Origin of the sequence: uncultured Spongiibacter sp. (assembly GCF_964011655.1) — a bacterium.
Lineage (GTDB): Bacteria > Pseudomonadota > Gammaproteobacteria > Pseudomonadales > Spongiibacteraceae > Spongiibacter > Spongiibacter marinus.
Map to the genome: position 1 here is coordinate 66,742 of NZ_CAXGPO010000005.1, position 24,731 is coordinate 91,472.

The window sequence follows — 24,731 nt, forward strand, 5'->3', positions numbered from 1 at the left end:
TCCACAATTTACGCAAACTCTGGGGTATCTTTCCCGGTCGCATAAAGTGTATCGAGTAACTGTTTGAGCTTATCAGGCTCAACCATACCCAATCCCTTGTGAACAAAATTCTCTTGACGCAAGGTTTCACTGGAGTCGGCGAGTGAGTCCATCTCACTTTCAAATAGGTATAGGGCGTCTGAATTTGGGGGGTATCCACCTCTTGTTTTGTGTGTCGCTTCTTCACCAAATACTTCCTTATGGTTGTTGAAGACTCTGTTGGCCACATTGTTTACGCCTCTAGGCTGCGGCCAGAGGGTATCGGCTTCAACTTGTTCAGCCCTCACGCAAATACCACCAGGCTTGCCGTTTCCCCTAGTGCAGACTGTCTCGAGCACAGTATCAAGCCAATATTTTATCTGTGCTTTAACTCTTGCTTCGTTGGCGATAGCGCTCCTGCTAAGCAGGGCTAACTTCGTTGTGAGGGGATAATCTGAAATACTTAGATTTTAACTGACTGTCGAGTCGATGCGAGTGTGTAGGCAAATACCAACTTACTTGGAACGTACACCTGTGGCGGAGGTAATCACCGAAAACGTGCTTACATCGGCAGTTACATCGAGATTTTCAAGACAAGAATTTTGGTAGATGGCTTTTGCTAAGTTGTTGATTTTAAATGGTGCCCAGAGGCGGAATCGAACCACCGACACGAGGATTTTCAATCCACTGCTCTACCGACTGAGCTATCTGGGCATGGCGACGCATCTGATGTGCTTCGCAAGAGGCGCGTATTAAACCTGTTCCGATTCAGGGAGTCAAGCCCCTGAAAACAGGAAGTTACTCGCTGGGCGGCACGTAGCCTTCGGCTTGCTCAAAGTCTTCGCCGGCAAAGAATTTTTCCATTTCTGCCTGGAGGAATTTTCGCGAGCCGGGGTCCATCATGCTCAGCTGTTTCTCGTTGATGAGCATGGTTTGGTGGGCCTGCCACTCTTCCCAGGCTTTTTTGGAAACGGTTTCGTAAATTTCCTGACCTTTCGCGCCGGGGTAGGGCGGCTTTGCCAGGCCTTCGAGTTCTTGTTGGTATTTCTTGCAGAAAACGGTGCGTGTCATGGCTGGGATTCCGTAAATAAGTCGTTTTGCAGCAGGCTGTCGAGCAGTTTTTTGACGGGCGCCGCGAGGCCGAGCTGTTGTTGCCCACCCTTATACCAAAGCTGGCGAGTGCCTTCCATGATCCGCGTCGGCTCTCGCTGCAGGCGGATGTGCTGCGGTTGAATGTCCAGGTGGTAGTGACTAAAGGTGTGGCGCATGGGGCTCAGTGCTTCGGCAACGCCACTGTGGCCAACCGTTGCGTCGAGGTAGTCGTCGATATCAACGTCGCTGTCCAGCTCCGGCAGGCTCCACAGGCCGCCCCAAATGCCGCTGCTGGGGCGTTTTTCCAGCAGGATCTCCCCTTGAGGGTTTTCAATCAGCAGCATATGAGTGGTTTTTACCGGCAGGACTTTGCGTGGCTTTTTACCGGGGTAGTCACTCTGGCGGCCCATGGCCTTGGCCTTGCAGTCATCACTGACGGGGCAGCGATCGCATTCGGGTTTGCTGCGCCGGCAAAGGGTGGCGCCGAGGTCCATGATGGCCTGGGTGTAGTCGGCGGCCCGTTGTTGTGGGGTGTAAGCCTCGGCGAGCTGCCAAAGCTGTTGTTCAATCTCGCGCTTGCCCGGCCAACCATCGATGGCGCTGTGGCGGCTGAGCACGCGTTTGACGTTGCCATCGAGAATGGCGGCGCTGCCGCCGCAGGCAATGCTGAATATTGCGGCAGCCGTGGAGCGACCAATACCCGGCAGTGACGCGATAGTCTCCGGTGTTTGCGGGAACTCGCCGTTGTGCTCGTTCACAATGGTTTGCGCCGCTTTGTGCAGGTTACGGGCCCGGGCGTAGTAGCCCAGCCCCGTCCAGAGGGCGAGAACATCGTCGATATCTGCCTGCGCCAGCGCCTCTGCGCTGGGGAAGCGGGCCATAAAGCGCTGATAGTAGGGGATGACCGTGGTGACCTGGGTTTGCTGGAGCATAATTTCAGACACCCACACCCGGTAGGGGTTGATGTCTTGCTGCCAGGGCAGGTCTTTGCGGCCGTGCTGGTCGAACCAGTTCAGCAGGCGGCGGCTGAAGTCGCTGTCACTCACCGCTTGGGCGCTGCCACTGCCACGTCGATCCTTGATTTTGAAACCCCAGCTCGGTCAGCAGCGGGCTGAGTTCCGGCGCGCTGGAGATGTCGGCCGACATACTGCGCAGGTCCTCAGGCAATGCTTTCATCGCCTGGATCAATAGCTGGCGCGCTGCACCGCGTCGACGGGTGATATCGCGAACGGTGAGCCTGGCCAATTGGTAGTCGCCATTGTGGATCGGCGTTAAGGTCATCGCGGCAATCAGGCGGTCATTAAAGCGTCCACCAATCAGCAAGAGTTGCTCACTTTGCGCGGCGCTGATCAGTTTTTCGGCGTCGTCGGCATACAGGCGTTCTAGGTCTACACGGTCCTCTGGGGCAGGATCGCGAATGTATTCTGAATATACGGGCATTTATCCGCACTCTGCTGGCTGTAATACGGGTCGGGATTTTTTATAATGGCGTATTGTACGCAATCTTCAGTAGAGACGTCGATGACAGAGCGCAAGGCGAGTATCAGCCGCAACACCCTGGAAACCCAAATCACGGTCAGTGTAAATCTGGATGGCACCGGCCAGTCCAGCTTTGAGACCGGAGTTCCCTTTCTCGATCACATGATGGATCAGATTGCCCGCCACGGCATGATTGACCTGGCTGTGCAGGCCAAGGGCGATTTACATATCGACGACCACCACACCGTGGAAGATATCGGTATTACCATGGGCCAGGCCTTTGCCGAGGCGGTGGGCGATAAAAAAGGCATCACCCGTTACGGCCACGCCTATGTGCCGCTGGATGAAGCCCTGTCGCGTGTCGTTATCGACTTCTCTGGGCGTCCCGGGTTGGAATACCACGTGCCCTATACCCGTGCCAGCGTGGGTGGTTTCGATGTAGACCTGTTCTCAGAGTTCTTCCACGGCTTTATCAACCACGCCAAGGTCACCCTGCATATCGATAATTTGCGCGGCACCAATACTCACCACCAGGCCGAGACGGTGTTTAAAGCCTTCGGTCGTGCCCTGCGTATGGCCTTGTCGGTGGATGAGCGTATGGCGGGCATTACCCCGTCGACTAAAGGGTGTCTCTAGGATTTCTGCGATATGACTAAATCAACCGTTGCCGTTATCGACTACGGCATGGGTAATTTGCACTCGGTGGCCAGTGCACTGCACAAGGTCGGTGGCGACGACGTTGAGGTACAGGTTACCGATTGCCCGGATACCATCTTTGCTGCCGACCGGGTGATTTTTCCCGGTGTGGGCGCGATTCGCGACTGCATGGCCGAGCTGAAAAACCGCGGTCTGGATGAAATTGTTCAGGAAGTGGCGGCCACTAAACCCCTGCTGGGTATTTGCGTGGGTATGCAGGCGCTGATGGAAAGCAGTGAGGAGAACGGCGGCGTCGAGTGCCTGGACGTGCTACCGGGCCAGGTAAAGTTTTTCGGTAAAGACCTGCGCGAGGCAAACGGCGAGCGCCTGAAAGTGCCGCACATGGGCTGGAACACGGTTAGCCAAACCATCGACCACCCGCTGTGGGAAGGTATTGCCGATAATAGCCGTTTCTATTTTGTGCACAGCTACTATATCGACGCGCCTGAATTTGTTGCCGCCACGGCTCACTACGGGGTGGAGATACATGCCGCAATGAGCTGTGAGAATGTGTTTGCCGTGCAGTTTCACCCGGAAAAGAGCGGCGAGACAGGTCTGCGTCTGCTCAGTAATTTTTTGCGCTGGGATGGCGGGCAACCGACCTTCCGGCCCGTATCCTAAGCGTTATCAGGTTTTGTAATTATGTTAATGATTCCCGCAATTGATTTGAAAGACGGCCAGTGCGTGCGCCTTCGCCAAGGTGAAATGGGCGACGCCACCGTTTATGGCAGCGATCCGGTAGAAATGGCTGCCCGCTGGGTAGAGCAGGGCGCTCGCCGCCTGCATTTGGTTGACCTGAATGGCGCGTTTGACGGCAAGCCTGTAAATGGCGAGGCGGTGATGGCGATCGCCAAGGCCTACCCGGATCTGCCAATACAAATTGGCGGTGGCATCCGCTCGCTCGATACCATTGAGCAATACCTGGATGCCGGTGTGAACTACGTGATTATTGGTACCAAGGCGGTGAAAGAGCCCGCCTTCGTTACCGAGGCCTGCAAAGCCTTCCCCGGTGCGGTAATTGTTGGTCTGGATGCGAAAAATGGCCTGGTGGCCACCGACGGCTGGGCCGAAGTGTCTGATATTCAGGCAACAGAGCTGGCCAAGCGCTACGAGCAAGACGGTGTGTCGTCCATCGTCTATACCGATATTGCCCGCGACGGCATGATGCAGGGCGTGAATATCGATGCCACGGTTGCCATGGCCCAGGCTTCTGGCCTGAAAGTTATTGCCTCTGGCGGGGTGACGAATATGGATGATATTCGCGCGCTGAAGGCCGTGGCCGATGCCGGGATTCTCGGTGCGATTACCGGTCGCGCGATTTATGAAGGCGAGCTGGATCTGGCAGAAGCGCAGCGCTACTGCGACGGCGAATAAGCCCCTTAACAACAAGGTAAGCACAGCAATGGCTCTGGCAAAACGCATTATTCCCTGTTTGGACGTTGATAAAGGACGCGTGGTAAAAGGCGTGAACTTTGTCGGTATTCGCGACGCGGGCGACCCGGTTGAGGTCGCCAAGCGCTACAACGAACAGGGCGCCGACGAAATCACCTTTCTCGACATCACGGCCACCCACGAGGGACGTGAGACGACCGTGCATACGGTTGAGCAGATTGCTGCCGAGGTGTTTATTCCCCTCACCGTGGGCGGCGGTATTCGCGAGATCAAAGACATTCGCACCATGCTGAATGCGGGGGCGGATAAGGTAGCGATCAACTCTGCAGCTATTCACAACCCCGACTTTGTGCGTGACGCCGCCGAGCGTTTTGGCTCGCAGTGTATTGTGGTGGCGATCGATGCCAAGCGCGTCGACGATGAGGCCGATGGCAGCCCGCGCTGGGAGATATTTACCCACGGTGGCCGCAAGCCTACCGGCATCAATGCGGTGGAGTGGGCGGCAAAAATGGTTGAGCTGGGCGCTGGCGAAATCTTGCTGACCAGTATGGATGGCGACGGCACCAAGGCCGGTTACGACCTGGCGCTCACCAGCGCGGTGGCCGACGCGGTTTCGGTGCCTGTTATTGCCTCGGGTGGTGTCGGTACCCTGGACCACCTGGTCGAAGGGGTAACCGCCGGTAAAGCCGACGCGGTGTTGGCGGCCAGCATCTTCCACTTTGGCGAGCACACAGTGCCCGAAGCCAAGGCGTATATGGCCGACAAAGGTGTTGAGGTTCGGCTGTAAGGCATTGCCAAGGCCCCCAGGCCTTTGTTTCACGGTCTTGCTGAGTGCAATGAGGGCCGCTTAGTCAAAGGAAACTGTGTCGAAATGCGGGTTTTGTACGCCCGCTTTCATGCTCGCCAGTTTATCCAGTACCACCAAGCATTCAGCGCCATCCACGCGGATGGCGATACACTCCTCGCCCTGTGCGTCGCGCCTGGTGTCTACCGCCACACCGTCTAGTACCTCTCCGGTTCGCATGGTTAAGCGCACGGGGTAGCGAAAGGTGCAGGCAATTTCTATGTAATCGTGCAGCTCGCAGCGAATCATTATCCTAAATATCCGAGAAGGAAAATCGCAGCATAACGCATCCGCGCGGGCAAATGCGCCCGTGCTGGGAGAGCGCTGCTGTTAGTTTGCGACTCGCGGCGCTGCGGCTACTTCCCAACTTCGAGTATTGCGCTATTATCTGCGGCAATGTGCGCGCCATCCGGCGGGTGCGAGCTTTGAGGAATCCATCATGCTGCGAGCGATACTCGCTATTTCTATAGTGCTGCTGGCCGCCTGTGCCAATCAGCCTTTGACCCACAACTATCAGGGTGACGTGCAGATACGTAGCCTGACGGTAGACTTTGAATCGCTCAGCGCATTGACGGAGCCAGAGGGCAAGGATCAGCGGCGCATCAACTCTTGGCAGCGCGTTTTTCAAGCTGTGGAGCGCGCTCTCGACCCGGCCGCCAGTGCTCAGCTGGATGCGCAGTTGCGCCGCTTTGAACGCCTGATTGTTGATGGCGTGCGTGAGGTGTCAGGTGTGCCCGTGGTGCAGGCTGGGGAGTCGGAAATGGTAATGGTGTACGGTGATCACAATGAGTTGTCAGCCATTCGCTTTGAGTACCCTGTGGACGCCGGCAGAGCCTATATGAATTTGCGCGGCTATTTGTCCTACCCCTCCAGTGATATTACCCGTGCCGGCATCGGGATTGTGGAAGGGCTGGTGGTGAGGGTATCGCCGAAGCTGTCGCTGGAAGTCGAGGGGGTGAATGGTCAGGGAGAGCGCTTCTGGCACACCTCTGTTAACTACAATGCGCTGCGTGAGTACATAGTGAGTGAGCGCTATGTACTAGGAGTGTCGGTGGACGGCGTCAGCGATGGCGATATTTTTCTGCTGCCTCTTGGCCAGGGCGTGATTAAGGCCCTGGCCGAGCCCCTGCGTGTTGAGGCGGAAAGCGCTCACTGAGCGTTTGGCGCCTCCAGTTTTTGCCTGGCCAAACGCTGACTATTGGCCGACATAATATGCAGGCCTTTTAGCAGGTTGAGTGCCTCGTAAAGCTGGTTATCGGTGGCAGCAAGTTCGTTGGCAGCACTGTCGACAATGCGGTTGCTGCCGTTGTTTTCTTTTCCGCTTTCGTTGCCCAGGTGCCCCGCCAGGTCAGCTTCGGTAACCATTTTTTCTGCGCCCAGAGACTCAATGCGAGCACGCTCGACAATAATGTCCGGCACGATGCCCTGCGCTTGTATCGAGCGGCCGCTGGGGGTGTAGTAGCGGGCGGTGGTCAGTTTTATGGCGCTGTCCTCGGCCAGTGGCAGCACGGTTTGGACCGAGCCTTTGCCAAAGCTCTGGGTGCCCAAAATAATAGCGCGGCGGTGGTCTTGCAGTGCGCCGGCAACAATTTCCGAGGCGGAGGCCGAGCCGCCGTTTATCAGCACCACCAGAGGGGTGTCGTCGGCGTTATTGGTGTCGCTGGCCATATAGCGACTAAAGGCGTTGGGTAGGCGCCCCTCGGTGTAGACAATAAGCCCGTCGTTTAAAAAGGTGTCGACCACCTGTACGGAAGCCTGCAGCAGGCCGCCGGGGTTGTTGCGAAGGTCCAGTACCACTCCGCGCAAGCCACTGCGGTTGGCCTTAAGTTTTGCTAATTCGCTGCGCAGGTCTTCGCCGGTGCGGCTTTGGAACTGCGAAATACGCAGATAGCCGTAGCCGGGTTGGAGCATGCGGCCGCGCACACTGGCGACGGTGATAATGTCGCGCTTCAGTTCCAGTTCTATCGGCGCTTTTACCCCTTCGCGCAGAATAGTGAGGGTGATGGGGCTGCCCTTGGGGCCGCGCATCAGTTCGATGGCCTCTTGCAGGCTGAGGCCTTTGATGGGCTGTTGGTCGATCTGGATAATCAGATCGCCGGGCTGAATACCCGCCCGTTGTGCTGGCGTGTTATCGATGGGGCTAACAACTTTGACAAAGCCATTTTCCATGCCCACTTCGATACCCAGGCCGCCGAACTCGCCGGTGGTGTGGGTTTGAAGGTTGTCGAAGGAGTCGGAGTCCAGGTAGTCGGAGTGCGGGTCCAGGCCGCTGAGCATGCCGCGAATGGCATTTTCCAATAGCGTTTCGTCGTCCACCTCTTCGACATAGCTACGGCGAATTTGGTTGAAAACGTCGGCAAAATTTCGCAGCGCCTGAAGGGGCAGCTCGCCTTGCGCGCTGTGTGGCGAGGCGGGCGCCTCGGCCAGACAAAAGGGAGAGAGCAGAGCAAGGTTGAGCACGGCGGCTCGACTAAGATGACGCAGCATTATCAGCTTCCCGATACAACATGCGGCGGGGCGTCCTGCGCCCGCCGACAGAAACAAAGCACCCATTGTAGCCAGCTTTGTCGGGATTTGTCGCTACCTCTAAACGTGGGCTGCCGCGTTCAGCGGCACCAGCGGGCGGGGTCAGTAGGGCGGCCTTTGTGGCGAATTTCAAAATACAGTCCGCTGCGCCGCTGGCCGCCACTGTTGCCCAGTGTCGCAATCGCCTCGCCACCGCGCACCCAGTCGCCTTCCTGGCGGAGCAGACTCTGGTTGTGAGCATAGAGGCTCATATAATCATTGCCGTGGTCGACAATAATCAGCAGGCCGGCCCCACGCAGCCAGTCGGCGTAGACAACGCGGCCATTGTGGATGGTGCGCACCGGGCTGCCCTCTTCACCGGCAATTTGCACTCCCTGCCACCGTACCGCGCTGCCTTGGCGCGGCGCGCCGTAACGATTCAGCCGCTTACCGGCAACAGGCCAGGGCATGGCACCGCGCATTTGTTTGAAGGGGCGGTAGCTCGATGGAATGGCGATATCGGTAATTTCGCGCTCAATAGCCGAGAGGATACTCTCCAGGCTCTTGCGTTGCTTGTCCAGCGAGCCAATGCTGCTCTGTTGCTGTTTCAGCTCCTGGTCGAGTTTCGCGACACTGCGCTGGCGGCGTTGCTGCTGAACTTCCAGCTGCTGGCGCTGCTGTGCCAGCTGGCGTTCTGTGGCGCTAAGCGCCTCGGTTTGTGCGCTGATTTCGGGGATCAGCGCATTGAGGGCAGTGAGTGTTTCGCGATAGCTGTCGAGCTGTTGGCTGCGGGCGGCATTGAAATAGTCGTAGTAGGTGATCAGCCGACTGAGCGATTGAGGGTCTTCCTGATTGAGCAGCATTTTGATCTGCCGCTCTTGCCCCAAGGTGTACGCACTGCGAATTTGCTCTGCAATCAGTGCTTTTTGCTGGCTTTGGCGCTGGCGCAGGGTTTGTTGTTCGCCCTGAAGGGCGGTCAATTTGCTCTGGCGGCGGTCGCGCTCTGCGCGAGTGCTGTGCAGCTTAGCCGCGATTTTGCCGATCTCGACCTCAACCTCGCGAAGCTCCCGCGCGGCACGACTGCGTTCTTTCTGGGTACTGCCAAGCTGTTTTTTCAGCGAATGAAGCTGCTGGCTGAGGTCTTTCAGCTGTTGGCGGGTGGCGGCTTCGTCCTCAGCAAGGCTGGCGCTGGCCAACAGGCCCGCGAACAGTAGGACGATGAACGGCATACCTAGATGTGCCCGTTTGCTGCTAATTCGCAATTCCTCAGTGACTGATCAGGTTTTTGCCGGTCATTTCTTCCGGCTGAGCAATGCCCAGCAGTGCGACCATCGTCGGTGCGATATCAGCGAGGCGCCCGCCTTCGGCTGTCAGGGTTGCGGTATCGTCGCCCACGTACACCAGCGGCACCAATTCGGTGGTGTGCTGAGTGTGTGGTTGGTCGGCGTCGTAGTCGAGCATTTGCTCACAGTTGCCGTGGTCAGCGGTAATTAAGCAGTGGCCACCGACCTCACGAACGGCATCGGTAACCTGTTTAATGCAGTCGTCCAGCGCTTCCACGGCTTTTACGGCGGCGTCGAAAACGCCGGTATGGCCCACCATATCGCCGTTGGCATAGTTGCAGATAATCGCATCGTAGCTGCCGCTGCGTATGGCCGCGACCAGCTCTTCAGTGACTTCCGGGGCGCTCATTTCCGGCTTTAAGTCGTAGGTGGCAACGTCGGGGGAGTTGATCAGCTTGCGCTCTTCACCTTGATAGAGTGCTTCGCGGCCGCCACTGAAGAAAAACGTAACGTGGGCATATTTTTCAGTTTCGGCGATCCGCAGCTGTGTCTTGCCGTGTTTCTCCAGCAGTTCACCGAGGCTGTTTTGGATATTCTCCGGTGGGTAGGCCACGGGCGCGTCGATGCTGTCGGCGTATTCGGTGGTCATAACAAAGCCGGCAAGCGCCGGGCGAACACGGCGCTCAAAGCCATCGAAATCGTTTTCCACAAACGCGCGAGTAATTTCACGAGCGCGGTCGGCACGGAAGTTCATAAAGATGACGGTATCGCCATCGGCAATGGCGGCGCTGTCCTGACCCTCGGCTTGAATAACGCTGGCGGCGACAAATTCATCGTTTTCGTCGCGAGCATAGGCTGCGCTCAGGGCGTCTTGGCTAGTGCTGTAGCGGTGCTCGGCCTCTGCTTCGGTCAGCAGGCGATAGGCTTTTTCAACGCGGTCCCAGCGGTTGTCGCGATCCATGGCGTAGTAGCGGCCGATCATTGACGCCAGCCTGCCACAGCCGAGTTCGGCAAATTTGGCGTCGACTTTTTCCAGCGAGGCCTGGGCGCTGCGTGGCGGTGTGTCGCGGCCGTCGAGAAAGGCGTGTACATACACTTTTTTGGCGCCGCGCTGAGCGGCCATATCGATCATTGCCAGTATATGGTTTTCGTGGCTGTGGACGCCGCCCGGGGATAGCAGGCCGAAAATGTGCACGGCTTTATCAGCGGCGACCGCTTTGTCGATATTGGCTTTGTAAACGTCGTTGTCGAAGAAACTGCCATCGGCAATTTCTTTGTCAATGCGGGTAATATTTTGGTAGATGATGCGGCCCGCCCCCAGGCTCATGTGGCCGACTTCCGAATTGCCCATTTGGCCGTCTGGCAAACCAACATCCAGCCCCGAGCCTGAGATCAGGGTGTGCGGCTGGTTTTTCCACAGTGCGTCCCAATTGGGCGTATTGGCGTGGTAAATGGCGTTGTCCTGCGGTGCTTCCCGGTAGCCGAAGCCATCCAGAATAATCAGAACGACGGGTTGTTTTACCTGTGGGTCAGCCATGCGTAGAAAATCCATTCTTGAGTCGTTGAGGTCTCATCACCGCTCGCGTGTAGCGCGGTGAAAACGAAATAAGGCATTGTAACTTTTCCTTTGGGAGGCGGCCACGCTTGGCGTGGTGAGAATTCCCGTTTAGCGGTGTATACTCTGGCCTTTTCGCGCGCCGGCCTACGGCTTTTTTGACGATGTTCACACGAGTGATTCGAGAGAATTCATGGAAAAACTGATTTTATTTATCGCTGAACAGTGGCTGCTGGTAGCTGCTCTGCTGTCGTGCCTTATGCTATTGAGCTTTCACGAGTCACGCCGAGCAGGTCGCGCGTTGACGCCACAGCAGGTGGTGAACCTCGTTAATCAAGAAAAGGCCTTGATGATCGACCTGCGCGACAAGGCTGAGTACAACAAGGGCCACATTTTAGATGCGGTGAGCCTGCCCTTTGCCAAGTTGGACAAGGAAATTGACCGCGTCGCGGGTGACAAGGAGCAGCCCTTGGTGTTGATCTGCAAATTGGGTCAGCACTCCAGTGCGGCAGGTAAAAAGCTGGCGGCGCTGGGCTACAGCAATGTGCACCGTTTAAAAGGTGGTGTTAGCGAATGGCAGGCACTGCAGATGCCGCTGGTGAAAGGCTAAGGGCTTATGGCGAAGGTCACTATCTATACCACTCGCTTTTGCCCTTTCTGTGTGCGCGCCAAGCACTTGCTTGAACACAAACAGGTTGCCTACGACGAAGTGCCGGTAGACGGTCGCAGCGACTTGCGCCAAGAATTGTTGTCCCGTACGGGGCAGCGCACAGTGCCGCAGATATGGGTGGGTGAAACCCATGTAGGCGGTTGTGACGAGCTGTTTGCGCTGGAGCGTGGCGGCAAGCTGGATCGCCTGTTGGCAGCCAGTTAAATAACGAAAATTTACCTATCAGGAGTCGAGACCCGACAATGGCTGAACAAGAAAACGCCCAAGCACAAGACAATACGCCCAAGTTCGCATTGCAGCGCATTTACATAAAAGATGCTTCCTTTGAGTCGCCGTCCAGCCCTGTGGTGTTCACCAAAAGCTGGAAGCCGAAAATGCACGTGGACCTCAACACGCGCAGCCAGCCCGTGGGTGAAAACAGCTATGAAGTGACGCTGACGGTGACAGTGACCGCCAAGCTGGAAGAAGACGAGACCGCGTTTTTGGTTGAAGTGCAGCAGGCGGGCCTGTTTGTCGCAGAGGGCATTGAAGGTGAGGCGCTGCGCCAGCTACTGGGCATAGCCTGTCCGAATATGCTGTTCCCCTATGTGCGTGAGTCTGTTGACGCACTGGCAGTAAAAGGCGGTTTCCCGGCGCTGGCACTGCAGCCGGTGAATTTTGAGGCGCTTTACCGCCAGGCTAAAGCGCAGGCGGATGAAAAAGCTGCCGCTGAAGAGACCACTCACTAAACTCTCTGCATATCAGCCGCGCTCCCTGCGCGGCGAGGCCGGGATGTCTGTCTCGGCCTGTTTCTTTCCTGCTGCTGTGGTGAATGCGCCATGTTCCATATTGCTTTGCACGAACCCAAGATCGCGCCGAATACCGGCAATATCATTCGTTTGGTGGCGAACAACGGCTGCCATCTGCATTTGATCGAGCCCATGGGCTTTGACTTGGAAGAGAAAAAACTGCGGCGTGCGGGATTGGATTACAGCGACATGGCGCGGGTTAGCCGCCACGCCGATTACGCCACGTTTTGCGAGGCGGTGGCGGGGCAGCGCATTTTTGCGCTGACGACAAAGGGGCAGCGCAACTATGCCGAGGTGGCATTCCAGCCCGGCGATGTGTTGCTGTTCGGTTCTGAAACAGCGGGCCTGCCCGCTGAGATTCGTGATGAACTCGGTCCGGATCACTGCCTGCGGGTGCCCATGATGGAGGGCGCGCGCAGCTTAAATCTGTCAAATACGGTGGCTCTGGTTAGCTATGAAGCATGGCGCCAGCAGGGGTTTGCCGGCGCGCTTCGGTAGCGGTATTGCGCTAGCCAGGACTACTCGTCCTCATCGCCACCCATATCCAGTTCTTTGATTTTGCGGGTGAGGGTGTTGCGCCCCCAGCCGAGTAAGTTGGCGGCATCGCGACGTCGGCCGTGGGTGTGCTTGAGCGCCGTTTCGATCATGATTCGCTCAAACTCCGGTACCGCGCGATCCAGCAGCTTATCCCTGCCCAGAAGTAATTCTTGATCGGCCCAGCGGCGTAAATTTTCCTGCCAGTTAGCCGCGGGCGCCGCTTCGCTGTCGCTGTGCTCCAGCAATTCGGGGGGCAGATCATTGAGGTGAATCTCCCGTCCCGATGCCATCACCGTTAGCCAACGGCAGGTGTTCTCCAATTGCCGAACGTTGCCGGGCCAATCGAGTTGGCTGAGGTATTCCTCGGTGTCGGGCAGCAGGCGCTTGGGCTCCACATTGAGTTCATTGCCAGCGATGGTAAAGAAGTGCTGCATCAGCTTGGGAATGTCTTCCCGGCGCTCGGCGAGTTTGGGGAGGTGGATGCGGATAACGTTTAGGCGATGAAATAAATCCTCGCGGAAGCTGTTGTCTTGCACCAGCTTTTCAAGATTTTGGTGGGTGGCCGCGATAATGCGAACATCGACTTTCACCGGGGTATGCCCCCCCACGCGGTAGAACTCACTGTCGGCGAGTACCCGCAACAGGCGGGTTTGGGTTTCGGCGGGCATATCGCCTATTTCGTCCAGAAAAAGCGTACCGCCATCGGCCTGCTCAAAGCGTCCGCGACGCTGGGCAGTGGCACCGGTGAAGGCCCCTTTTTCGTGGCCAAAGAGTTCCGATTCCATCAGGTCCTTGGGGATCGCAGCCATATTCAGCGCGATAAAAGGTTTGCTGGCCCTCGGGCTGTGGCGGTGGAGGGCCTGAGCGACAAGCTCTTTACCGGTACCGGATTCGCCGTTAATCAGTACCGTGATATTGGACTGGGACAAGCGGCCAATGGCGCGAAACACCTCCTGCATCGCGGGTGCTTCGCCGATAATTTCGGTGCTCTCCAGCGGCACTTCCTCGGGCAGTACCGGGCGGTTCTTATTGGCGTGTTGCAGGGCGCGCTGGGTTGTTGCCAATACCTCGTCGACGTCGAAGGGTTTGGGCAGGTATTCAAAGGCGCCTCCTTGATAGGAGGCAACGGCGCTATCCAAATCTGAGTGGGCGGTGGTAATAATCACCGGCAAATCGGGGTGGATGTCGCTGATGCGCGACAGCAGTTTTAAGCCATCGATACCCGGCATGCGGATATCGCTGATAACCGCGTCGGGCACCCCCGACTCCAGCTGAGCAAGCAGGGCATCGCCATTTTCGAAGCTGCGGGTTTCAATGCCGGCCTGGTTGAGGGCTTTTTCGAGTACCCAGCGAATCGATTTGTCGTCGTCGGCAATCCATACGGTGTTGCTATAGCTCATCGGTTTTGCTCCACGGGTATAAACAGCGAAAACTCCGTGCGACCGGGTTCGCTGTGGCATTCAATAAGGCCTTGGTGATGGTTGAGAATGGACTGTGAGATCGACAGTCCAAGCCCAGAGCCGTCGGCGCGGCCGCTGATCATTGGCAGGAATATCGACGGTGCCAGGTCTTCGGGTATGCCCGGGCCGTTATCGATAATGTCCACGCGGCACACCAGTCGGTGGCGGTGAGAGCCAATGGTAAATTGGCGCAGCGTTCTGCTGCGCAGGGTAATTTGTGCGCCGTCTTCAGGAGGGGATTGTTTCAGCGCCTGAAGCGCGTTGCGGACGATGTTGAGTACCGCCTGAATTAATTGCTCGCGATCGCCGATGATGTCGGGGATGCTGGGGTCGTAATCGCGGATGATGCTTAACTCCTCGCCTCCCTCAACCTCCACTAGCTGGCGCACGCGCTCCAGCACTTCATGGATATTGGTGGGCAGCTGGTTGGGCATCTTATTGGGCCCCAGCATATTGTCGACCAGGTTTCGCAGGCGGTCGGCCTCTTCGATAATGATGTTGGTGTAATCGTGCAGGCGCGGGTCGTCGAGTTCGCGTGCCAGCAGCTGCGCCGCACCGCGCAAGCCGCCGAGCGGATTTTTCACTTCGTGGGCAATGCCGCGCAGCAGCGCTTTGCTGTTTTGCTGGGAAGATAGCAGGCCTTCTTCGCGACTGATGCGAAGCAGTCGATCCAGCGGCTGCAGCTCGATGATAAGAGACGTTCGCGGGTGTTCCACGATCGGCGTTACTGCATAGTCCACCGTGATTTCGTCGCCGGAGCGCAGGGTTAATACTGTTTCCCGTTTAGTGAATGCCTCGCGGTTGTTGATGGCGTCCAGCAGTTTCACAACGGTGTCTTCGTCTTCGTGAAAAAGGTGGGTGATGGCCTCGCCGTGGATGCGCTGGTCAGACACCGCCAGCAGCGACTCTGCCGCCGGGTTGATATAACTCACGGTGAGGTTGGGCTCGACCAGTAGGATCGCCGTTTTCAGGTTGTCGAGTATGTGGTGGTGCAAATTCGCTGGGGGCATGGGCTCGCCACTGTCTTCATTATGGTTCATTGCAAAGCAATAATTAGGCCAGTGCCCCGGAATGGGGGCGTTGTTATTGAGTGGGCGCTAATTGGGCGTTGTATATGGCGTGGCGCGGTGCTGCGCCGCTGAGGCTGGCCCCGCGATGGCGCGCGCGACCGCCGCTATTGTCTTAGTGTGCACCAATTTGGTGCTTTGTGTATAGCTTTGCTGGAGGGTCAGTTGTTTGGCCAGTGGGCCACGACTGAAACAGTGTCTCGACTCAGCTTTTCCCCGTTTGGGCCGAGGACTTCTGCGCTGATTTGGTGCCGGCCGCGGCTCAGGCGCTCAATGCGTGCAGAGGTGGCGCTTCCCCGGCTAAGGGTTTTGCCATTGACGGCGATGCGCAGGCTTTCGTCGCCGCGCAGGGGGCGCTGGAGCTTTACATTAACGGCGGTGGGAATGCGGCCATTGGGGAATACCTGGCCGTCGCGCGGCTGGATTATTTGTACCTTGATTGAGGCCGGTACGGGGGTGGCATGGCGGTCCAGCTTGGCCGGTGGTGGCGGCGACACAGCCGGCGTGGTGTTTACCGGGGGTAGATCGACCGGGCTGCCGCCGTCGCGGGGAGAGTCACTGTAAACGGTGCGACCCTGTTCGTCGGTATGACGATAGATTTCTGCATGCAGTGGGCTGCAGAGTACGCTCGCTACGCAAATAAGGCTCAGCAGACGATACATAAAAAGCCCTCGCTATCACTTTTCTGTAGTGTGCGACGAGTTGATAGGCGCGGCAAGGTTTAAAAAAAGACAGGCAAAAAAAAGCCCGCCGAAGCGGGCTTTTTCGCACAAGGCGTATTAAACGCTGTAGTACATGTCGAACTCAACGGGGTGAGTTGTCATGTTCAGGCGCTCGATTTCCTCAGACTTCAGCTCGATGTAAGCATCGATCATGTCGTCGTCGAATACGCCGCCAGCGGTCAAGAAGGCGCGGTCTGCATCCAGTGCTTGCAGCGCTTGCTCCAGGCTAGACGCAACAGTCGGGATTTCAGCCGCTTCTTCTGCAGGCAGGTCGTACAGATCTTTGTCTGCCGCATCGCCAGGGTGGATCTTGTTCTGGATACCGTCAAGGCCAGCCATCAGCAGGGCCGCGAAGGCCAGGTAGGGGTTCGCAGAGGGATCTGGGAAGCGAACTTCTACGCGGCGTGCTTTCGGGTTAGTGATGAATGGAATACGGATAGACGCTGAGCGGTTACGTGCTGAGTAAGCCAGCATAACCGGTGCTTCAAAGCCGGGAACCAGGCGCTTGTACGAGTTAGTAGAAGCGTTAGCAAAGGCGTTGATCGCGCGAGCGTGCTTGATGATACCGCCAATGTAGTACAGAGCTGTTTCAGACAGGCCGCCGTAAGCGTCGCCAGTAAACAGGTTTTGGCCGTCTTTGCTCAGTGACATGTGCACGTGCATGCCGCTACCGTTGTCGCCGACAACAGGCTTGGGCATGAAAGTAGCGGTCTTGCCGTAGGCGTGAGCGACGTTGTGTACGCAGTACTTAAGTACCTGTACTTCGTCAGCTTTTTTCACAGCAGAGTTAGGGCCAACACCGATTTCACACTGACCAGCAGTACCTACTTCGTGGTGGTGTACTTCAACTTCCAGACCCATGTCGGTCATTGCGTTGCACATTGCTGCGCGCAGGTCGTGCAGGCTGTCGACAGGTGGTACGGGGAAGTAACCGCCTTTAACGCCAGGACGGTGACCGGTGTTGCCTTCTTCGAAGCTGTTGCCAGAAACCCAGGCGGCTTCGTCAGAAGAAATCGCGTAGCTCGCGCCTTCCATTGCCACTTTCCACTTCACGTCGTCAAACACGAAGAATTCGGGCTCGGGGCCAAACAGAGCGCTGTCGGCGATGCCAGCAGAGCGCATGTAGTCTTCAGCGCGCTGAGCGATAGAGCGTGGGTCACGGTTGTAGCCCTGCATAGTAGAAGGCTCAACGATGCCGCAGCGAATGATGATAGTGGGCTCGTCGGTGAAGGGGTCGAGAACAGAGGCCTCGTCGTCTGGCATGAGGATCATGTCTGACTCGTTAATGCCTTTCCAGCCTGAGATCGATGAGCCATCGAACATTTTGCCTTCTTCGAAGAAGCCCGCGTCGATTTCGCTCACCGGCATGGTGACGTGTTGTTCTTTACCTTTAGTGTCGGTGAAGCGCAGGTCCGCCCACTTCACGTCATTATCGGCGATTAACTTCAGAGTGTTCTCTGACATTCTTAACATCCTCCAATATAGAGTCTTGTAGTCGATTCGGCGTGGCCGAAAGCAGTGGCGATTATAGGTTCATTGCCGCGTGCCGCATAGCGACATCTGCATAGAACCGAAAGTAAACACGCATATGCGCTGCGGGCCGTAGCGCCGCTGTTTCTGTTCAAAATTTATAGAGCAATATGCGTGCCATATTTTTGTGCTGGTTTTTTGTTCAAAATCCGAGCGAAAAACCCACTTTGCCTGAAAACTGTGCGTTTTGCCAAAAAGTGCGCACCAATATAGTGCTTTGGTGTTTCATTTTGGTGCGTTGTCGGGGTTTCTGCGGAGCTGAAGCGTTTTAAGTGAACCGCTATAATGCCCGCCCAGCTATCTCCGTGGTGCCACAATGAAGTTCATCGTAAAGCTCTTCCCTGAAATTATCATCAAGAGCAAGCCTGTTCGCAAAAAGTTCATCAAACAGTTGCGCGATAACCTGCGCAAGCTGCTGATCCCGATTGACCCTGAACTCCATATCGTTCGTGAATGGGACCGTATCACTATTGAAACCCAGTGTCGTGCCGACGCCGATATTGCGGCGATATTGGCAGTGTTGGGCAATACCCCGGGCATTGCTCATGTCGTCGAGGTGGCGGAGTACCCCTTGGTAGATGTGCACGATATCTATGAAAAGGTCCGGGACGCCGTTGGCGATAGCTTGCGTGGTAAAACCTTTGCGGTGCGCTGCAAACGCACGGGTGATCACGAGTTCAATTCCAATGAGGTTGAACGCTACGTCGGTGGTGGCTTAAATCAGTATTCAGAAACGGGTGGGGTGAAGCTGAAAAACCCCGATGAAGTGGTGCGCGTCGAAGTCCGTCACAATCAGTTCTTTGTTGTCAGGCGACGCCACGAAGGGCTGGGTGGCTACCCCATCGGCACCGTCGACTCCGTTGTTAGCCTGATTTCCGGTGGCTTTGATTCCACGGTGTCCAGTTACATGACAATGAAGCGGGGCATGCGCACGCATTTTTGCTTTTTCAATCTCGGTGGTCGTGAGCACGAGGTGGGGGTGAAAGAAGTCGCGCTGTATCTCTGGCAGAAGTTTGGTGCGTCGCATCGCGTGAAATTTATCAGCGTGCCATTTGAAGATGTTGTCGCCGAAATTTTGAAGAATGTTGAGAACTCACAGATGGGGGTGATTCTCAAGCGCATGATGTTGCGCGCTGCCGAACAGGTTGCGGCGGAGCTGGAGGCGCCAGCGCTGGTGACTGGTGAGGCGGTGTCTCAGGTGAGTAGTCAGACGCTAACCAACCTCTCTGTGATCGATCAGGTGACTGATACCCTGGTGTTGCGCCCGCTGATCACCACCGACAAGTTGGATATTATCAATACCGCGTCCAGAATTGGCACCGAGCAATTTGCCGCGAATATGCCTGAATACTGCGGTGTGATTTCTGTGAAGCCCACCACGCGCGCGCGCCCGGAGCGGATTGCTGCGGAGGAAGAGAAGTTCGATTTTTCAGTGCTTGAGCGCGCGGTTGCCAGTGCCAAATATATCAACATCGACAAATTGGCAGATGAAGAGGTCAGCCATACCGAGGTCGAGGTGCTGCCGATTCCCTTGGCTGACGCCGTGGTGCTGGATGTGCGCCACCCCGATGAAGTTGACCGCAAGCCGCTCAAGTTGGAACGCAATCGCGTGGCGTGCATGCCCTTTTATGAATTGCATAAGCGCTGCGTTGAGCTCGATCGCGACACGGTCTACCAGCTGTATTGCGACAAGGGAGTGATGAGTCGTCTGCATGCTGCACACCTGCTTGAGCAGGGTTACGACAACATTAAGGTGTATCGCCCCTCATGACTATCTACACGCAACCGCCGTTATTTGATGTCGAGATAGCGCCTCGCTGGGCCGATCAAGACAGCCTGGGGCATATCAATCACGTGCAGTACTTCTCTTATCTTGAAGAGGCGCGAGTGCACTGGCTGCGCTCCGAGGAAATGCTAGCCCTGGGCGGCTTTCGGCTTGTGATTGCGGCCATCGCTTTGAATTACCGGCAGGAGTGGCGGCACGGCCGATCGCTGCGGGCGCGCGCCTGGGTTACGCGCGTGGGGAACAGTAGCTTTAGTTTGCGGCAAGCGCTATTTAGTGACGATGGTGAGCAGCTGGTGGCAGAGGGCGATGCCACCCTGGTACATGTGAATGAGGATCACCGGCCGGAGGCTATTTCTGCTGCTGCCAGGGCCGTACTGGCGCGGTCGCTGATCGAAAGCTAGCGCTTTTGCCGCGTCAGGGCGTAGCCAAATTGAAGTTATACAGTTTGAAGCGTTGATCTTGCAGGGTCAGCGTTGCGGTCATGATCGCGCTGCCGTTTTCGAAATAAAGCTTGCTGCTGTAACTGAGTCGCGGCGAGTCTGCAAAGAGAGATAGGGCGCCACTCAGGCGAGAAAAGCGCAGCTCATCCATGCGCTGATATTGCCCTAAATGCTGGTATTGCGCGCTGAGTGCAGCCAGTTGCTTATCATTGACTTGCGCCAGTGTTTCGCGGCTGAGCTGGGCGCGCAGCGCTGCGGGCTGCCAGCTCGAAATGCTGCTCAGTGCCGTGTCTAAATAACTGCGCGCGGGCTCGCCGTACTGCTCTTCGACTTGGCTGCTGTAGTAATACAGGCCACCAAAGGCAATGAGACCAACCAAAATAAAGCTGCGGAGCAGGGTGCTGTTCACAAGTGATCCTAAATGAGGTGCTAGCGGTATCAGTGGCGCATAAGCCAGCCGAGTAGGCCCAGGCTGTGCAGGAACACCGCGATAATGCCCAGTGGCGCAATGTAGCGCAACAAAAAGCGCCAGGCTTTGAAGACCTTGGCGTGCAATATGCCGGTTTCGTCGAGCACCCGGTCGCCAGGCATCAGCCAGCCGACAAATACCGCGATTAACAGGCCGCCAAGCGGCAGCATAACGTTGGCCGTCAGGTAGTCCAGGGCGTTGAACACGGACTCGTAATGAATGCTCGCGATGCCGCCCAGCCATGCGATACCGGCCAAGCCGAAGGTGGATACTGGCCGCTTGACGCCGTGCTTTTCCAGCCACGCGACGCCCGGCTCAATAAGGGAGATCGACGAACTGAGTGCGGCGATGCTCACCAGCGTGAAAAACAGGGTGCCGAAAAAGATGCCGCCGCTCATGTTGGAGAACGCGATCGGCAGTGTGACAAACATCAGCCCTGGCCCTTGGCCCGGTGTTAAGTCGTTAGCGAAGACCAGCGGGAACATCGCCATGCCCGCCAATAGGGCAATAATGGTATCCAGTGCGGCGATCGTCATGACGGTTTTACCGATGGACGAATGCCCGGGAAAGTATGCGCCGTAGGCCATGATGGCGCCCATGCCAAGGCTCAGGGTAAAAAAGGCGTGCCCCATCGCTACCAGTATTGCCTCGCCGTTTAGGCGGCTAAAATCCGTGTCGAACATAAAGTGCAGCCCGGCTTCGAAATCGCCGTTTACTGCGCTGTAGCCCACCAGTAGTAACAGGAAGAAAAACAGCATGGGCATCAAAATGTCGACGGCCTTGCCGATGCCCTGTGTGACCCCTGCTGCCACAACGCCGGCAGTGAGCACGCAGAACACGCTGTGCCAAAGCAGCTGCTGGCTGTTGCTGGCGAGTAAGCCGCTGAAATTGCTCTCGATTTGTGCCGGGTCTAAATTGCTGTAAGTGCCGCCGATACTCTGTGATACGTATTCCAACGCCCAGCCAGCGACAACGCTGTAAAACATCATGATAAGCAGGCCGGCGAGCATGCCGACACCCCCGATCACGCCCCAGTAGCGACTGCGTCCGCTTTCTTTTGCCAGTTTGGCCATTGAGTCGGCGGGGTCGCTGCGCCCGGCGCGGCCGAGCATAACTTCGGCAATCATTACGGGAATGCCGATCATCAATATGCAGGCGAGATAAACCAGTACAAATGCACCGCCGCCATATTCACCGGTGATGTAGGGAAATTTCCAAATGTTGCCAAGGCCGACGGCTGAGCCTGTGGCGGCAAGTATAAATGTCCAGCGCGATTTCCATGTCACGCCCTCGGGGGCCGAAAGGGCTTTACTCATATTATTTTTCCGTCGCGGGAAGGCTTTTTTGGGAATTGTAGCGGTAAATGGTACTTCGGCCCAAGGTTTGGCCAGTGCGGTGGCCGAGGAAACACTGGCAATATGTCGTAGATGCTGATGAGTTGTGCGTATCTCGGCGCCGCTGGTGTATACTGCGCGCCCAAATTTATCCGACGACGACCTCGCCCATGATTGATAAGCTGCGCAATATTGCCATCATCGCCCACGTTGACCACGGTAAAACGACCCTGGTTGATAAACTGCTGAGTCAGTCGGGTACGCTCGACCGCCGCAACCAAGACACCGAGCGTGTTATGGACTCCAATGATCAGGAGAAAGAGCGCGGCATTACCATCCTTGCTAAGAACACCGCGATCCGCTGGAACGACTACCGCATTAACATTGTGGACACCCCAGGGCACGCCGACTTTGGCGGTGAAGTTGAGCGGGTGTTGTCGATGGTTGATTGTGTACTGCTGCTGGTAGACGCCGTAGACGGCCCCATGCCGCAGACACGCTTCGTTACACAAAAAGCGTTCGAGCGCGGTCTCAAGCCCATTGTTGTCGTCAATAAAGTCGACCGCCCAGGCTCTCGCCCTGACTGGGTAATCGACCAGGTCTTTGACCTGTTCGACCGCCTGGGTGCGACCGACGAACAGCTTGATTTCCCCATCATTTACGCATCTGCCTTGAACGGTATTGCCGGCCCAGAGGCCGACGAGCTGGCGGAGGATATGACGCCACTGTTTGAGATGATCGTGGATAAAGTGCCTTCGCCAGATGTCGATGTTGACGGCCCGCTGCAAATGCAAATTTCAGCGCTGGACTACAACAGCTATGTCGGCGTTATCGGTGTTGGCCGCATCACCCGCGGTACCATGAAGCCCAATGAGCAGGTTGTGGTTGTTGGCGCCGATGGTAAGCAGCGCAAAGGGCGTGTGCTCACGGTGATGGGTTATCACGGTCTGGAGCGTGTTGAAGTCGAGCAAGCACAAGCCGGCGATATTGTATGTATCACCGGTATCGAAGGCTTAAATATTTCCGATACCATCTGTTCGCCCAGTCAGCCGGAAGCGTTGCCAGCGCTGACCGTTGACGAGCCCACAGTCAGTATGACCTTCCAGGTTAACGATTCACCGTTTGCCGGTTTGGAAGGCAAGTTTGTTACCTCGCGTAATATCAACGACCGTCTCCAGCAAGAGCTGATCCACAATGTGGCGCTGCGGGTTGAGCAGGGCGACAGCCCCGACAAATTCAAAGTGTCCGGTCGCGGTGAGCTGCACTTGTCGGTATTGATTGAAACCATGCGTCGCGAGGGTTTTGAGCTGGGTGTGTCACGCCCTGAAGTTGTTCAGCGAGAAATTGACGGCGTTCTGCAAGAGCCCTACGAGCAGGTCGTTATCGACGTTGAAGAGCAGCACCAAGGTGCCGTCATGGAAGAGTTAGGGCTGCGAAAGGCAGAGCTGACCAACATGGAGCCCGATGGCAAAGGTCGCGTTAAGCTTGAGTTTATTGCGCCTGCGCGTGGCCTGATCGGCTTCCGTGGTCAATTCCTGACGCTGACCTCGGGCAGCGGCATTATGACCACAGTCTTCGACCACTACGGTGAAGTGAAGGGCGGTGAGATGGCCAAGCGCCAAAACGGCGTATTGGTCTCGATGGTGAAGGGCAAAACCCTTGCCTACGGTTTGTTTAACCTGCAGGATCGCGGCCGCTTGTTCCTCGGCCACGCTGAGGAAATTTACGAAGGGCAGATTATCGGTTTGCACAGCCGTAGCAACGACCTGGTGGTGAATGCGACCAAGGCCAAGCAGCTGACTAACGTTCGCGCTTCTGGCACCGATGACGCGCTGACGCTGACGCCGCCGGTACGTCATACCCTTGAGCAAGCGCTCGAGTTTATTGAAGACGACGAGTTGGTGGAAGTGACGCCGAAGAGTATTCGCCTGCGTAAAAAACTGCTAACGGAAAACGAGCGCAAACGCGCGGCAAAATAATTTGCCTGGGGCGAGGGCGGGCAAGCCGTCCCTCGCTGCGCTACACTGAAGGTCTCCGCTGTTAATCGACCTCAGGTGCGCTGAATGTTGGCACTTTATCCCGATATCAAACCTTATCAACGTCATCGTCTGGCTGTTCAAGCCCCCCACGTTCTCTATGTAGAAGAATCTGGTAACCCGGACGGTATCCCCGTGCTATTTGTGCACGGCGGTCCCGGTGCAGGTTGCAGCCCTAAGGCGCGCTGCTTTTTTGACCCTGAGGTCTACCGCATTATTTTGTTTGACCAGCGCGGCTGTGGCCAATCCGAGCCCCATGCCTGTTTGGACAACAATACGACGCAAGCGCTGATCGAAGATATGGAAGCTATTCGAGAGCATTTGGGTGTACATCACTGGGTGCTGTTTGGTGGCTCCTGGGGATCCACGCTCAGTATTGCCTATGCACAACGTCACCCGAGCCGCGTGCTGGCGATGATATTGCGCGGTATATTTTTGTGCCGTCCTCAGGAGCTTCAGTGGTTTTACGAGGAGGGAGGTGCGAGCCGCGTTTTTCCCGATTACTGGCAGGAGTTTGATGAGGCTGCCCATCGCCAGCCCGGTGAGAGCTGGATCGAGGCTTATCACCGGCAGTTGCACGGCAGTAATGAACTGGCGCGGATGTCCGCCGCAAAGGCTTGGTGCCACTGGGAGGGGCGCTGCTCAACGCTGCGCCCTAACCACGATGTTGAGTCGCATTTGCTGGACGCTCACACCGCTGTGGCGATGGCGCATATCGAGAATCACTTTTTCCGCAGTGACCCGTACCTGTTGAGTCAGGAAATCCTGGATAATATGTCGGCGTTGGCAGATATCCCCGGGGTTATTGTCCACGGTCGTTACGATATGATCTGCCCGCTGGACAACGCGATGACGCTATCGCAATACTGGCCAGCCGCCGAGTTGTTCGTGGTTCGCGATGCCGGGCACTCCGCTTTTGAGCCGAGCATGAGTGATGCCCTGGTTAAGGCAACAGATGAGATTGCCGAGGTGCTGGTACGGCAGTTTTCGGGCGAGGGCGCATAATACTGCGCCACGGATTTACGTAT

The 24,731-nt window shown here is 56.6% G+C and carries 27 protein-coding genes and 1 tRNA gene; 13 read left to right on the forward strand and 15 right to left on the reverse strand.

Features of this window, described 5'->3' with window-relative positions; translation table 11 throughout:
* Positions 1–8: 8 nt before the first annotated feature.
* The 5 genes from ABNS66_RS04205 to ABNS66_RS04225 all read right to left on the reverse strand — a co-directional run bounded on the left by ABNS66_RS04205 (position 9) and on the right by ABNS66_RS04225 (position 2,550).
* Positions 9–152 (reverse strand): hypothetical protein, encoded by a 144-nt coding sequence (locus ABNS66_RS04205; protein ID WP_286838593.1) that lies wholly within the window; start codon positions 150–152, stop codon positions 9–11.
* Between the two features lie 504 nt (positions 153–656).
* A tRNA-Phe gene (locus ABNS66_RS04210) sits at positions 657–732 on the reverse strand.
* 84 nt (positions 733–816) lie between these two features.
* Positions 817–1,089: an oxidative damage protection protein gene (locus tag ABNS66_RS04215; protein WP_286838591.1), complete on the reverse strand. Its 273-nt coding sequence runs from the start codon at positions 1,087–1,089 to the stop codon at positions 817–819.
* Entirely contained in the window at positions 1,086–2,156 is a 1,071-nt protein-coding gene (mutY, locus tag ABNS66_RS04220; RefSeq protein WP_286838587.1) for an A/G-specific adenine glycosylase, read from the reverse strand. Before mutY ends, ABNS66_RS04215 begins: the two co-directional genes overlap by 4 nt.
* Positions 2,149–2,550, reverse strand: coding sequence for an acetyl-CoA sensor PanZ family protein (locus ABNS66_RS04225; RefSeq protein WP_204997347.1), 402 nt, complete (start codon positions 2,548–2,550; stop codon positions 2,149–2,151). Before ABNS66_RS04225 ends, mutY begins: the two co-directional genes overlap by 8 nt.
* Before the next feature lie 81 nt (positions 2,551–2,631).
* Between ABNS66_RS04225 and hisB the strand changes: the two genes are divergently transcribed.
* From hisB to hisF, 4 genes are read left to right on the forward strand one after another with little or no spacing between them, the layout of a single operon-like run.
* Positions 2,632–3,225, forward strand: a complete 594-nt coding sequence (hisB, locus tag ABNS66_RS04230; protein WP_027873086.1) for an imidazoleglycerol-phosphate dehydratase HisB — start codon at positions 2,632–2,634, stop codon at positions 3,223–3,225.
* A gap of 12 nt (positions 3,226–3,237) precedes the next feature.
* Positions 3,238–3,906, forward strand: a complete 669-nt coding sequence (hisH, locus tag ABNS66_RS04235; protein WP_204997348.1) for an imidazole glycerol phosphate synthase subunit HisH — start codon at positions 3,238–3,240, stop codon at positions 3,904–3,906.
* A 21-nt stretch (positions 3,907–3,927) separates the two neighbouring features.
* Complete coding sequence (hisA, locus tag ABNS66_RS04240; RefSeq protein WP_286696255.1) at positions 3,928–4,659, forward strand: 1-(5-phosphoribosyl)-5-[(5-phosphoribosylamino)methylideneamino]imidazole-4-carboxamide isomerase; 732 nt, start codon at positions 3,928–3,930, stop codon at positions 4,657–4,659.
* Positions 4,660–4,687: 28 nt separating this feature from the next.
* Positions 4,688–5,464: an imidazole glycerol phosphate synthase subunit HisF gene (hisF, locus tag ABNS66_RS04245; RefSeq protein WP_204997404.1), complete on the forward strand. Its 777-nt coding sequence runs from the start codon at positions 4,688–4,690 to the stop codon at positions 5,462–5,464.
* A 60-nt stretch (positions 5,465–5,524) separates the two neighbouring features.
* Here the strand turns inward: hisF and ABNS66_RS04250 are convergent, their stop codons facing one another.
* Complete coding sequence (locus tag ABNS66_RS04250) at positions 5,525–5,770, reverse strand: Rho-binding antiterminator (RefSeq protein WP_286696254.1); 246 nt, start codon at positions 5,768–5,770, stop codon at positions 5,525–5,527.
* Positions 5,771–5,960: 190 nt separating this feature from the next.
* Between ABNS66_RS04250 and ABNS66_RS04255 the strand changes: the two genes are divergently transcribed.
* Positions 5,961–6,677: a hypothetical protein gene (locus ABNS66_RS04255; RefSeq protein WP_348655210.1), complete on the forward strand. Its 717-nt coding sequence runs from the start codon at positions 5,961–5,963 to the stop codon at positions 6,675–6,677.
* Here ABNS66_RS04255 and ABNS66_RS04260 read toward each other — a convergent pair.
* The 3 genes from ABNS66_RS04260 to gpmM form a co-directional block, all read right to left on the reverse strand.
* A complete protein-coding gene (locus ABNS66_RS04260) occupies positions 6,671–8,008 on the reverse strand; it encodes a S41 family peptidase (RefSeq protein WP_204997352.1) in 1,338 nt (445 codons plus the stop codon). The genes ABNS66_RS04255 and ABNS66_RS04260 overlap by 7 nt on opposite strands.
* Positions 8,009–8,127: 119 nt before the next feature.
* Entirely contained in the window at positions 8,128–9,255 is a 1,128-nt protein-coding gene (locus ABNS66_RS04265; RefSeq protein WP_286696252.1) for a peptidoglycan DD-metalloendopeptidase family protein, read from the reverse strand.
* 37 nt (positions 9,256–9,292) lie between these two features.
* Positions 9,293–10,861, reverse strand: a complete 1,569-nt coding sequence (gene gpmM, locus ABNS66_RS04270; protein ID WP_286696251.1) for a 2,3-bisphosphoglycerate-independent phosphoglycerate mutase — start codon at positions 10,859–10,861, stop codon at positions 9,293–9,295.
* A gap of 196 nt (positions 10,862–11,057) precedes the next feature.
* Between gpmM and ABNS66_RS04275 the strand changes: the two genes are divergently transcribed.
* The 4 genes from ABNS66_RS04275 (at position 11,058) to ABNS66_RS04290 (ending at position 12,820) form a co-directional block, all read left to right on the forward strand.
* Entirely contained in the window at positions 11,058–11,474 is a 417-nt protein-coding gene (locus tag ABNS66_RS04275) for a rhodanese-like domain-containing protein (RefSeq protein WP_204997355.1), read from the forward strand.
* A gap of 6 nt (positions 11,475–11,480) precedes the next feature.
* Positions 11,481–11,738 carry a glutaredoxin 3 gene (grxC, locus tag ABNS66_RS04280; RefSeq protein WP_027873077.1) on the forward strand — a complete coding sequence of 86 codons (258 nt, stop codon included), beginning with the start codon at positions 11,481–11,483 and terminating at the stop codon, positions 11,736–11,738.
* 38 nt (positions 11,739–11,776) lie between these two features.
* The gene (secB, locus tag ABNS66_RS04285) at positions 11,777–12,262 is read left to right on the forward strand and encodes a protein-export chaperone SecB (RefSeq protein ID WP_204997356.1); all 486 of its coding nucleotides are present in this window, start codon (positions 11,777–11,779) and stop codon (positions 12,260–12,262) included.
* 90 nt (positions 12,263–12,352) lie between these two features.
* Positions 12,353–12,820, forward strand: coding sequence for a tRNA (cytidine(34)-2'-O)-methyltransferase (locus tag ABNS66_RS04290; protein ID WP_286837112.1), 468 nt, complete (start codon positions 12,353–12,355; stop codon positions 12,818–12,820).
* A gap of 20 nt (positions 12,821–12,840) precedes the next feature.
* Here the strand turns inward: ABNS66_RS04290 and ntrC are convergent, their stop codons facing one another.
* The 4 genes from ntrC to glnA all read right to left on the reverse strand — a co-directional run bounded on the left by ntrC (position 12,841) and on the right by glnA (position 17,572).
* Positions 12,841–14,259 carry a nitrogen regulation protein NR(I) gene (gene ntrC, locus ABNS66_RS04295; RefSeq protein ID WP_286837110.1) on the reverse strand — a complete coding sequence of 473 codons (1,419 nt, stop codon included), beginning with the start codon at positions 14,257–14,259 and terminating at the stop codon, positions 12,841–12,843.
* On the reverse strand, positions 14,256–15,329 hold the full coding sequence (glnL, locus tag ABNS66_RS04300) for a nitrogen regulation protein NR(II) (RefSeq protein WP_286837108.1): 1,074 nt from the start codon (positions 15,327–15,329) through the stop codon (positions 14,256–14,258). Before glnL ends, ntrC begins: the two co-directional genes overlap by 4 nt.
* A 218-nt stretch (positions 15,330–15,547) precedes the next feature.
* A complete protein-coding gene (locus tag ABNS66_RS04305) occupies positions 15,548–16,048 on the reverse strand; it encodes a DUF4124 domain-containing protein (RefSeq protein ID WP_286837106.1) in 501 nt (166 codons plus the stop codon).
* A 117-nt stretch (positions 16,049–16,165) separates the two neighbouring features.
* The gene (gene glnA, locus ABNS66_RS04310; RefSeq protein ID WP_204997359.1) at positions 16,166–17,572 is read right to left on the reverse strand and encodes a glutamate--ammonia ligase; all 1,407 of its coding nucleotides are present in this window, start codon (positions 17,570–17,572) and stop codon (positions 16,166–16,168) included.
* A gap of 382 nt (positions 17,573–17,954) precedes the next feature.
* Here glnA and thiI point away from each other — a divergent pair, with 382 nt between their 5' ends.
* Entirely contained in the window at positions 17,955–19,409 is a 1,455-nt protein-coding gene (thiI, locus tag ABNS66_RS04315) for a tRNA uracil 4-sulfurtransferase ThiI (RefSeq protein WP_286837103.1), read from the forward strand.
* The gene (locus tag ABNS66_RS04320) at positions 19,406–19,825 is read left to right on the forward strand and encodes an acyl-CoA thioesterase (protein ID WP_286696243.1); all 420 of its coding nucleotides are present in this window, start codon (positions 19,406–19,408) and stop codon (positions 19,823–19,825) included. The genes thiI and ABNS66_RS04320 overlap by 4 nt, the downstream gene beginning before the upstream one ends.
* A 13-nt stretch (positions 19,826–19,838) precedes the next feature.
* On the opposite strand, the gene ABNS66_RS04325 is transcribed toward ABNS66_RS04320, so the two are convergent.
* Entirely contained in the window at positions 19,839–20,273 is a 435-nt protein-coding gene (locus tag ABNS66_RS04325; RefSeq protein ID WP_204997362.1) for a hypothetical protein, read from the reverse strand.
* A gap of 29 nt (positions 20,274–20,302) precedes the next feature.
* Positions 20,303–21,649, reverse strand: coding sequence for a sodium-dependent transporter (locus ABNS66_RS04330; RefSeq protein ID WP_286837100.1), 1,347 nt, complete (start codon positions 21,647–21,649; stop codon positions 20,303–20,305).
* A gap of 188 nt (positions 21,650–21,837) precedes the next feature.
* On the opposite strand from ABNS66_RS04330, the gene typA reads away from it, so the two are divergent.
* Together typA and pip are read left to right on the forward strand one after the other, a co-directional pair.
* Positions 21,838–23,646, forward strand: coding sequence for a translational GTPase TypA (gene typA, locus ABNS66_RS04335; RefSeq protein WP_204997364.1), 1,809 nt, complete (start codon positions 21,838–21,840; stop codon positions 23,644–23,646).
* 84 nt (positions 23,647–23,730) lie between these two features.
* A complete protein-coding gene (pip, locus tag ABNS66_RS04340) occupies positions 23,731–24,708 on the forward strand; it encodes a prolyl aminopeptidase (protein WP_286837098.1) in 978 nt (325 codons plus the stop codon).
* The last annotated feature ends 23 nt before the right edge of the window (positions 24,709–24,731 follow it).

Excerpts from the sequence above, each read along its gene's own strand:
- ABNS66_RS04205 (WP_286838593.1), bottom strand. The coding sequence starts at position 152 with ATGGACTCACTCGCCGACTCCAGTGAAACCTTGCGTCAAGAGAATTTT.
- ABNS66_RS04215 (WP_286838591.1), bottom strand. The coding sequence starts at position 1,089 with ATGACACGCACCGTTTTCTGCAAGAAATACCAACAAGAACTCGAAGGC.
- ABNS66_RS04225 (WP_204997347.1), bottom strand. The coding sequence starts at position 2,550 with ATGCCCGTATATTCAGAATACATTCGCGATCCTGCCCCAGAGGACCGT.
- hisB (WP_027873086.1), top strand. The coding sequence starts at position 2,632 with ATGACAGAGCGCAAGGCGAGTATCAGCCGCAACACCCTGGAAACCCAA.
- hisH (WP_204997348.1), top strand. The coding sequence starts at position 3,238 with ATGACTAAATCAACCGTTGCCGTTATCGACTACGGCATGGGTAATTTG.
- hisA (WP_286696255.1), top strand. The coding sequence starts at position 3,928 with ATGTTAATGATTCCCGCAATTGATTTGAAAGACGGCCAGTGCGTGCGC.
- hisF (WP_204997404.1), top strand. The coding sequence starts at position 4,688 with ATGGCTCTGGCAAAACGCATTATTCCCTGTTTGGACGTTGATAAAGGA.
- ABNS66_RS04250 (WP_286696254.1), bottom strand. The coding sequence starts at position 5,770 with ATGATTCGCTGCGAGCTGCACGATTACATAGAAATTGCCTGCACCTTT.
- ABNS66_RS04255 (WP_348655210.1), top strand. The coding sequence starts at position 5,961 with ATGCTGCGAGCGATACTCGCTATTTCTATAGTGCTGCTGGCCGCCTGT.
- ABNS66_RS04260 (WP_204997352.1), bottom strand. The coding sequence starts at position 8,008 with ATGCTGCGTCATCTTAGTCGAGCCGCCGTGCTCAACCTTGCTCTGCTC.
- ABNS66_RS04265 (WP_286696252.1), bottom strand. The coding sequence starts at position 9,255 with ATGCCGTTCATCGTCCTACTGTTCGCGGGCCTGTTGGCCAGCGCCAGC.
- gpmM (WP_286696251.1), bottom strand. The coding sequence starts at position 10,861 with ATGGATTTTCTACGCATGGCTGACCCACAGGTAAAACAACCCGTCGTT.
- ABNS66_RS04275 (WP_204997355.1), top strand. The coding sequence starts at position 11,058 with ATGGAAAAACTGATTTTATTTATCGCTGAACAGTGGCTGCTGGTAGCT.
- grxC (WP_027873077.1), top strand. The coding sequence starts at position 11,481 with ATGGCGAAGGTCACTATCTATACCACTCGCTTTTGCCCTTTCTGTGTG.
- secB (WP_204997356.1), top strand. The coding sequence starts at position 11,777 with ATGGCTGAACAAGAAAACGCCCAAGCACAAGACAATACGCCCAAGTTC.
- ABNS66_RS04290 (WP_286837112.1), top strand. The coding sequence starts at position 12,353 with ATGTTCCATATTGCTTTGCACGAACCCAAGATCGCGCCGAATACCGGC.
- ntrC (WP_286837110.1), bottom strand. The coding sequence starts at position 14,259 with ATGAGCTATAGCAACACCGTATGGATTGCCGACGACGACAAATCGATT.
- glnL (WP_286837108.1), bottom strand. The coding sequence starts at position 15,329 with ATGCCCCCAGCGAATTTGCACCACCACATACTCGACAACCTGAAAACG.
- ABNS66_RS04305 (WP_286837106.1), bottom strand. The coding sequence starts at position 16,048 with ATGTATCGTCTGCTGAGCCTTATTTGCGTAGCGAGCGTACTCTGCAGC.
- glnA (WP_204997359.1), bottom strand. The coding sequence starts at position 17,572 with ATGTCAGAGAACACTCTGAAGTTAATCGCCGATAATGACGTGAAGTGG.
- thiI (WP_286837103.1), top strand. The coding sequence starts at position 17,955 with ATGAAGTTCATCGTAAAGCTCTTCCCTGAAATTATCATCAAGAGCAAG.
- ABNS66_RS04320 (WP_286696243.1), top strand. The coding sequence starts at position 19,406 with ATGACTATCTACACGCAACCGCCGTTATTTGATGTCGAGATAGCGCCT.
- ABNS66_RS04330 (WP_286837100.1), bottom strand. The coding sequence starts at position 21,649 with ATGAGTAAAGCCCTTTCGGCCCCCGAGGGCGTGACATGGAAATCGCGC.
- typA (WP_204997364.1), top strand. The coding sequence starts at position 21,838 with ATGATTGATAAGCTGCGCAATATTGCCATCATCGCCCACGTTGACCAC.
- pip (WP_286837098.1), top strand. The coding sequence starts at position 23,731 with ATGTTGGCACTTTATCCCGATATCAAACCTTATCAACGTCATCGTCTG.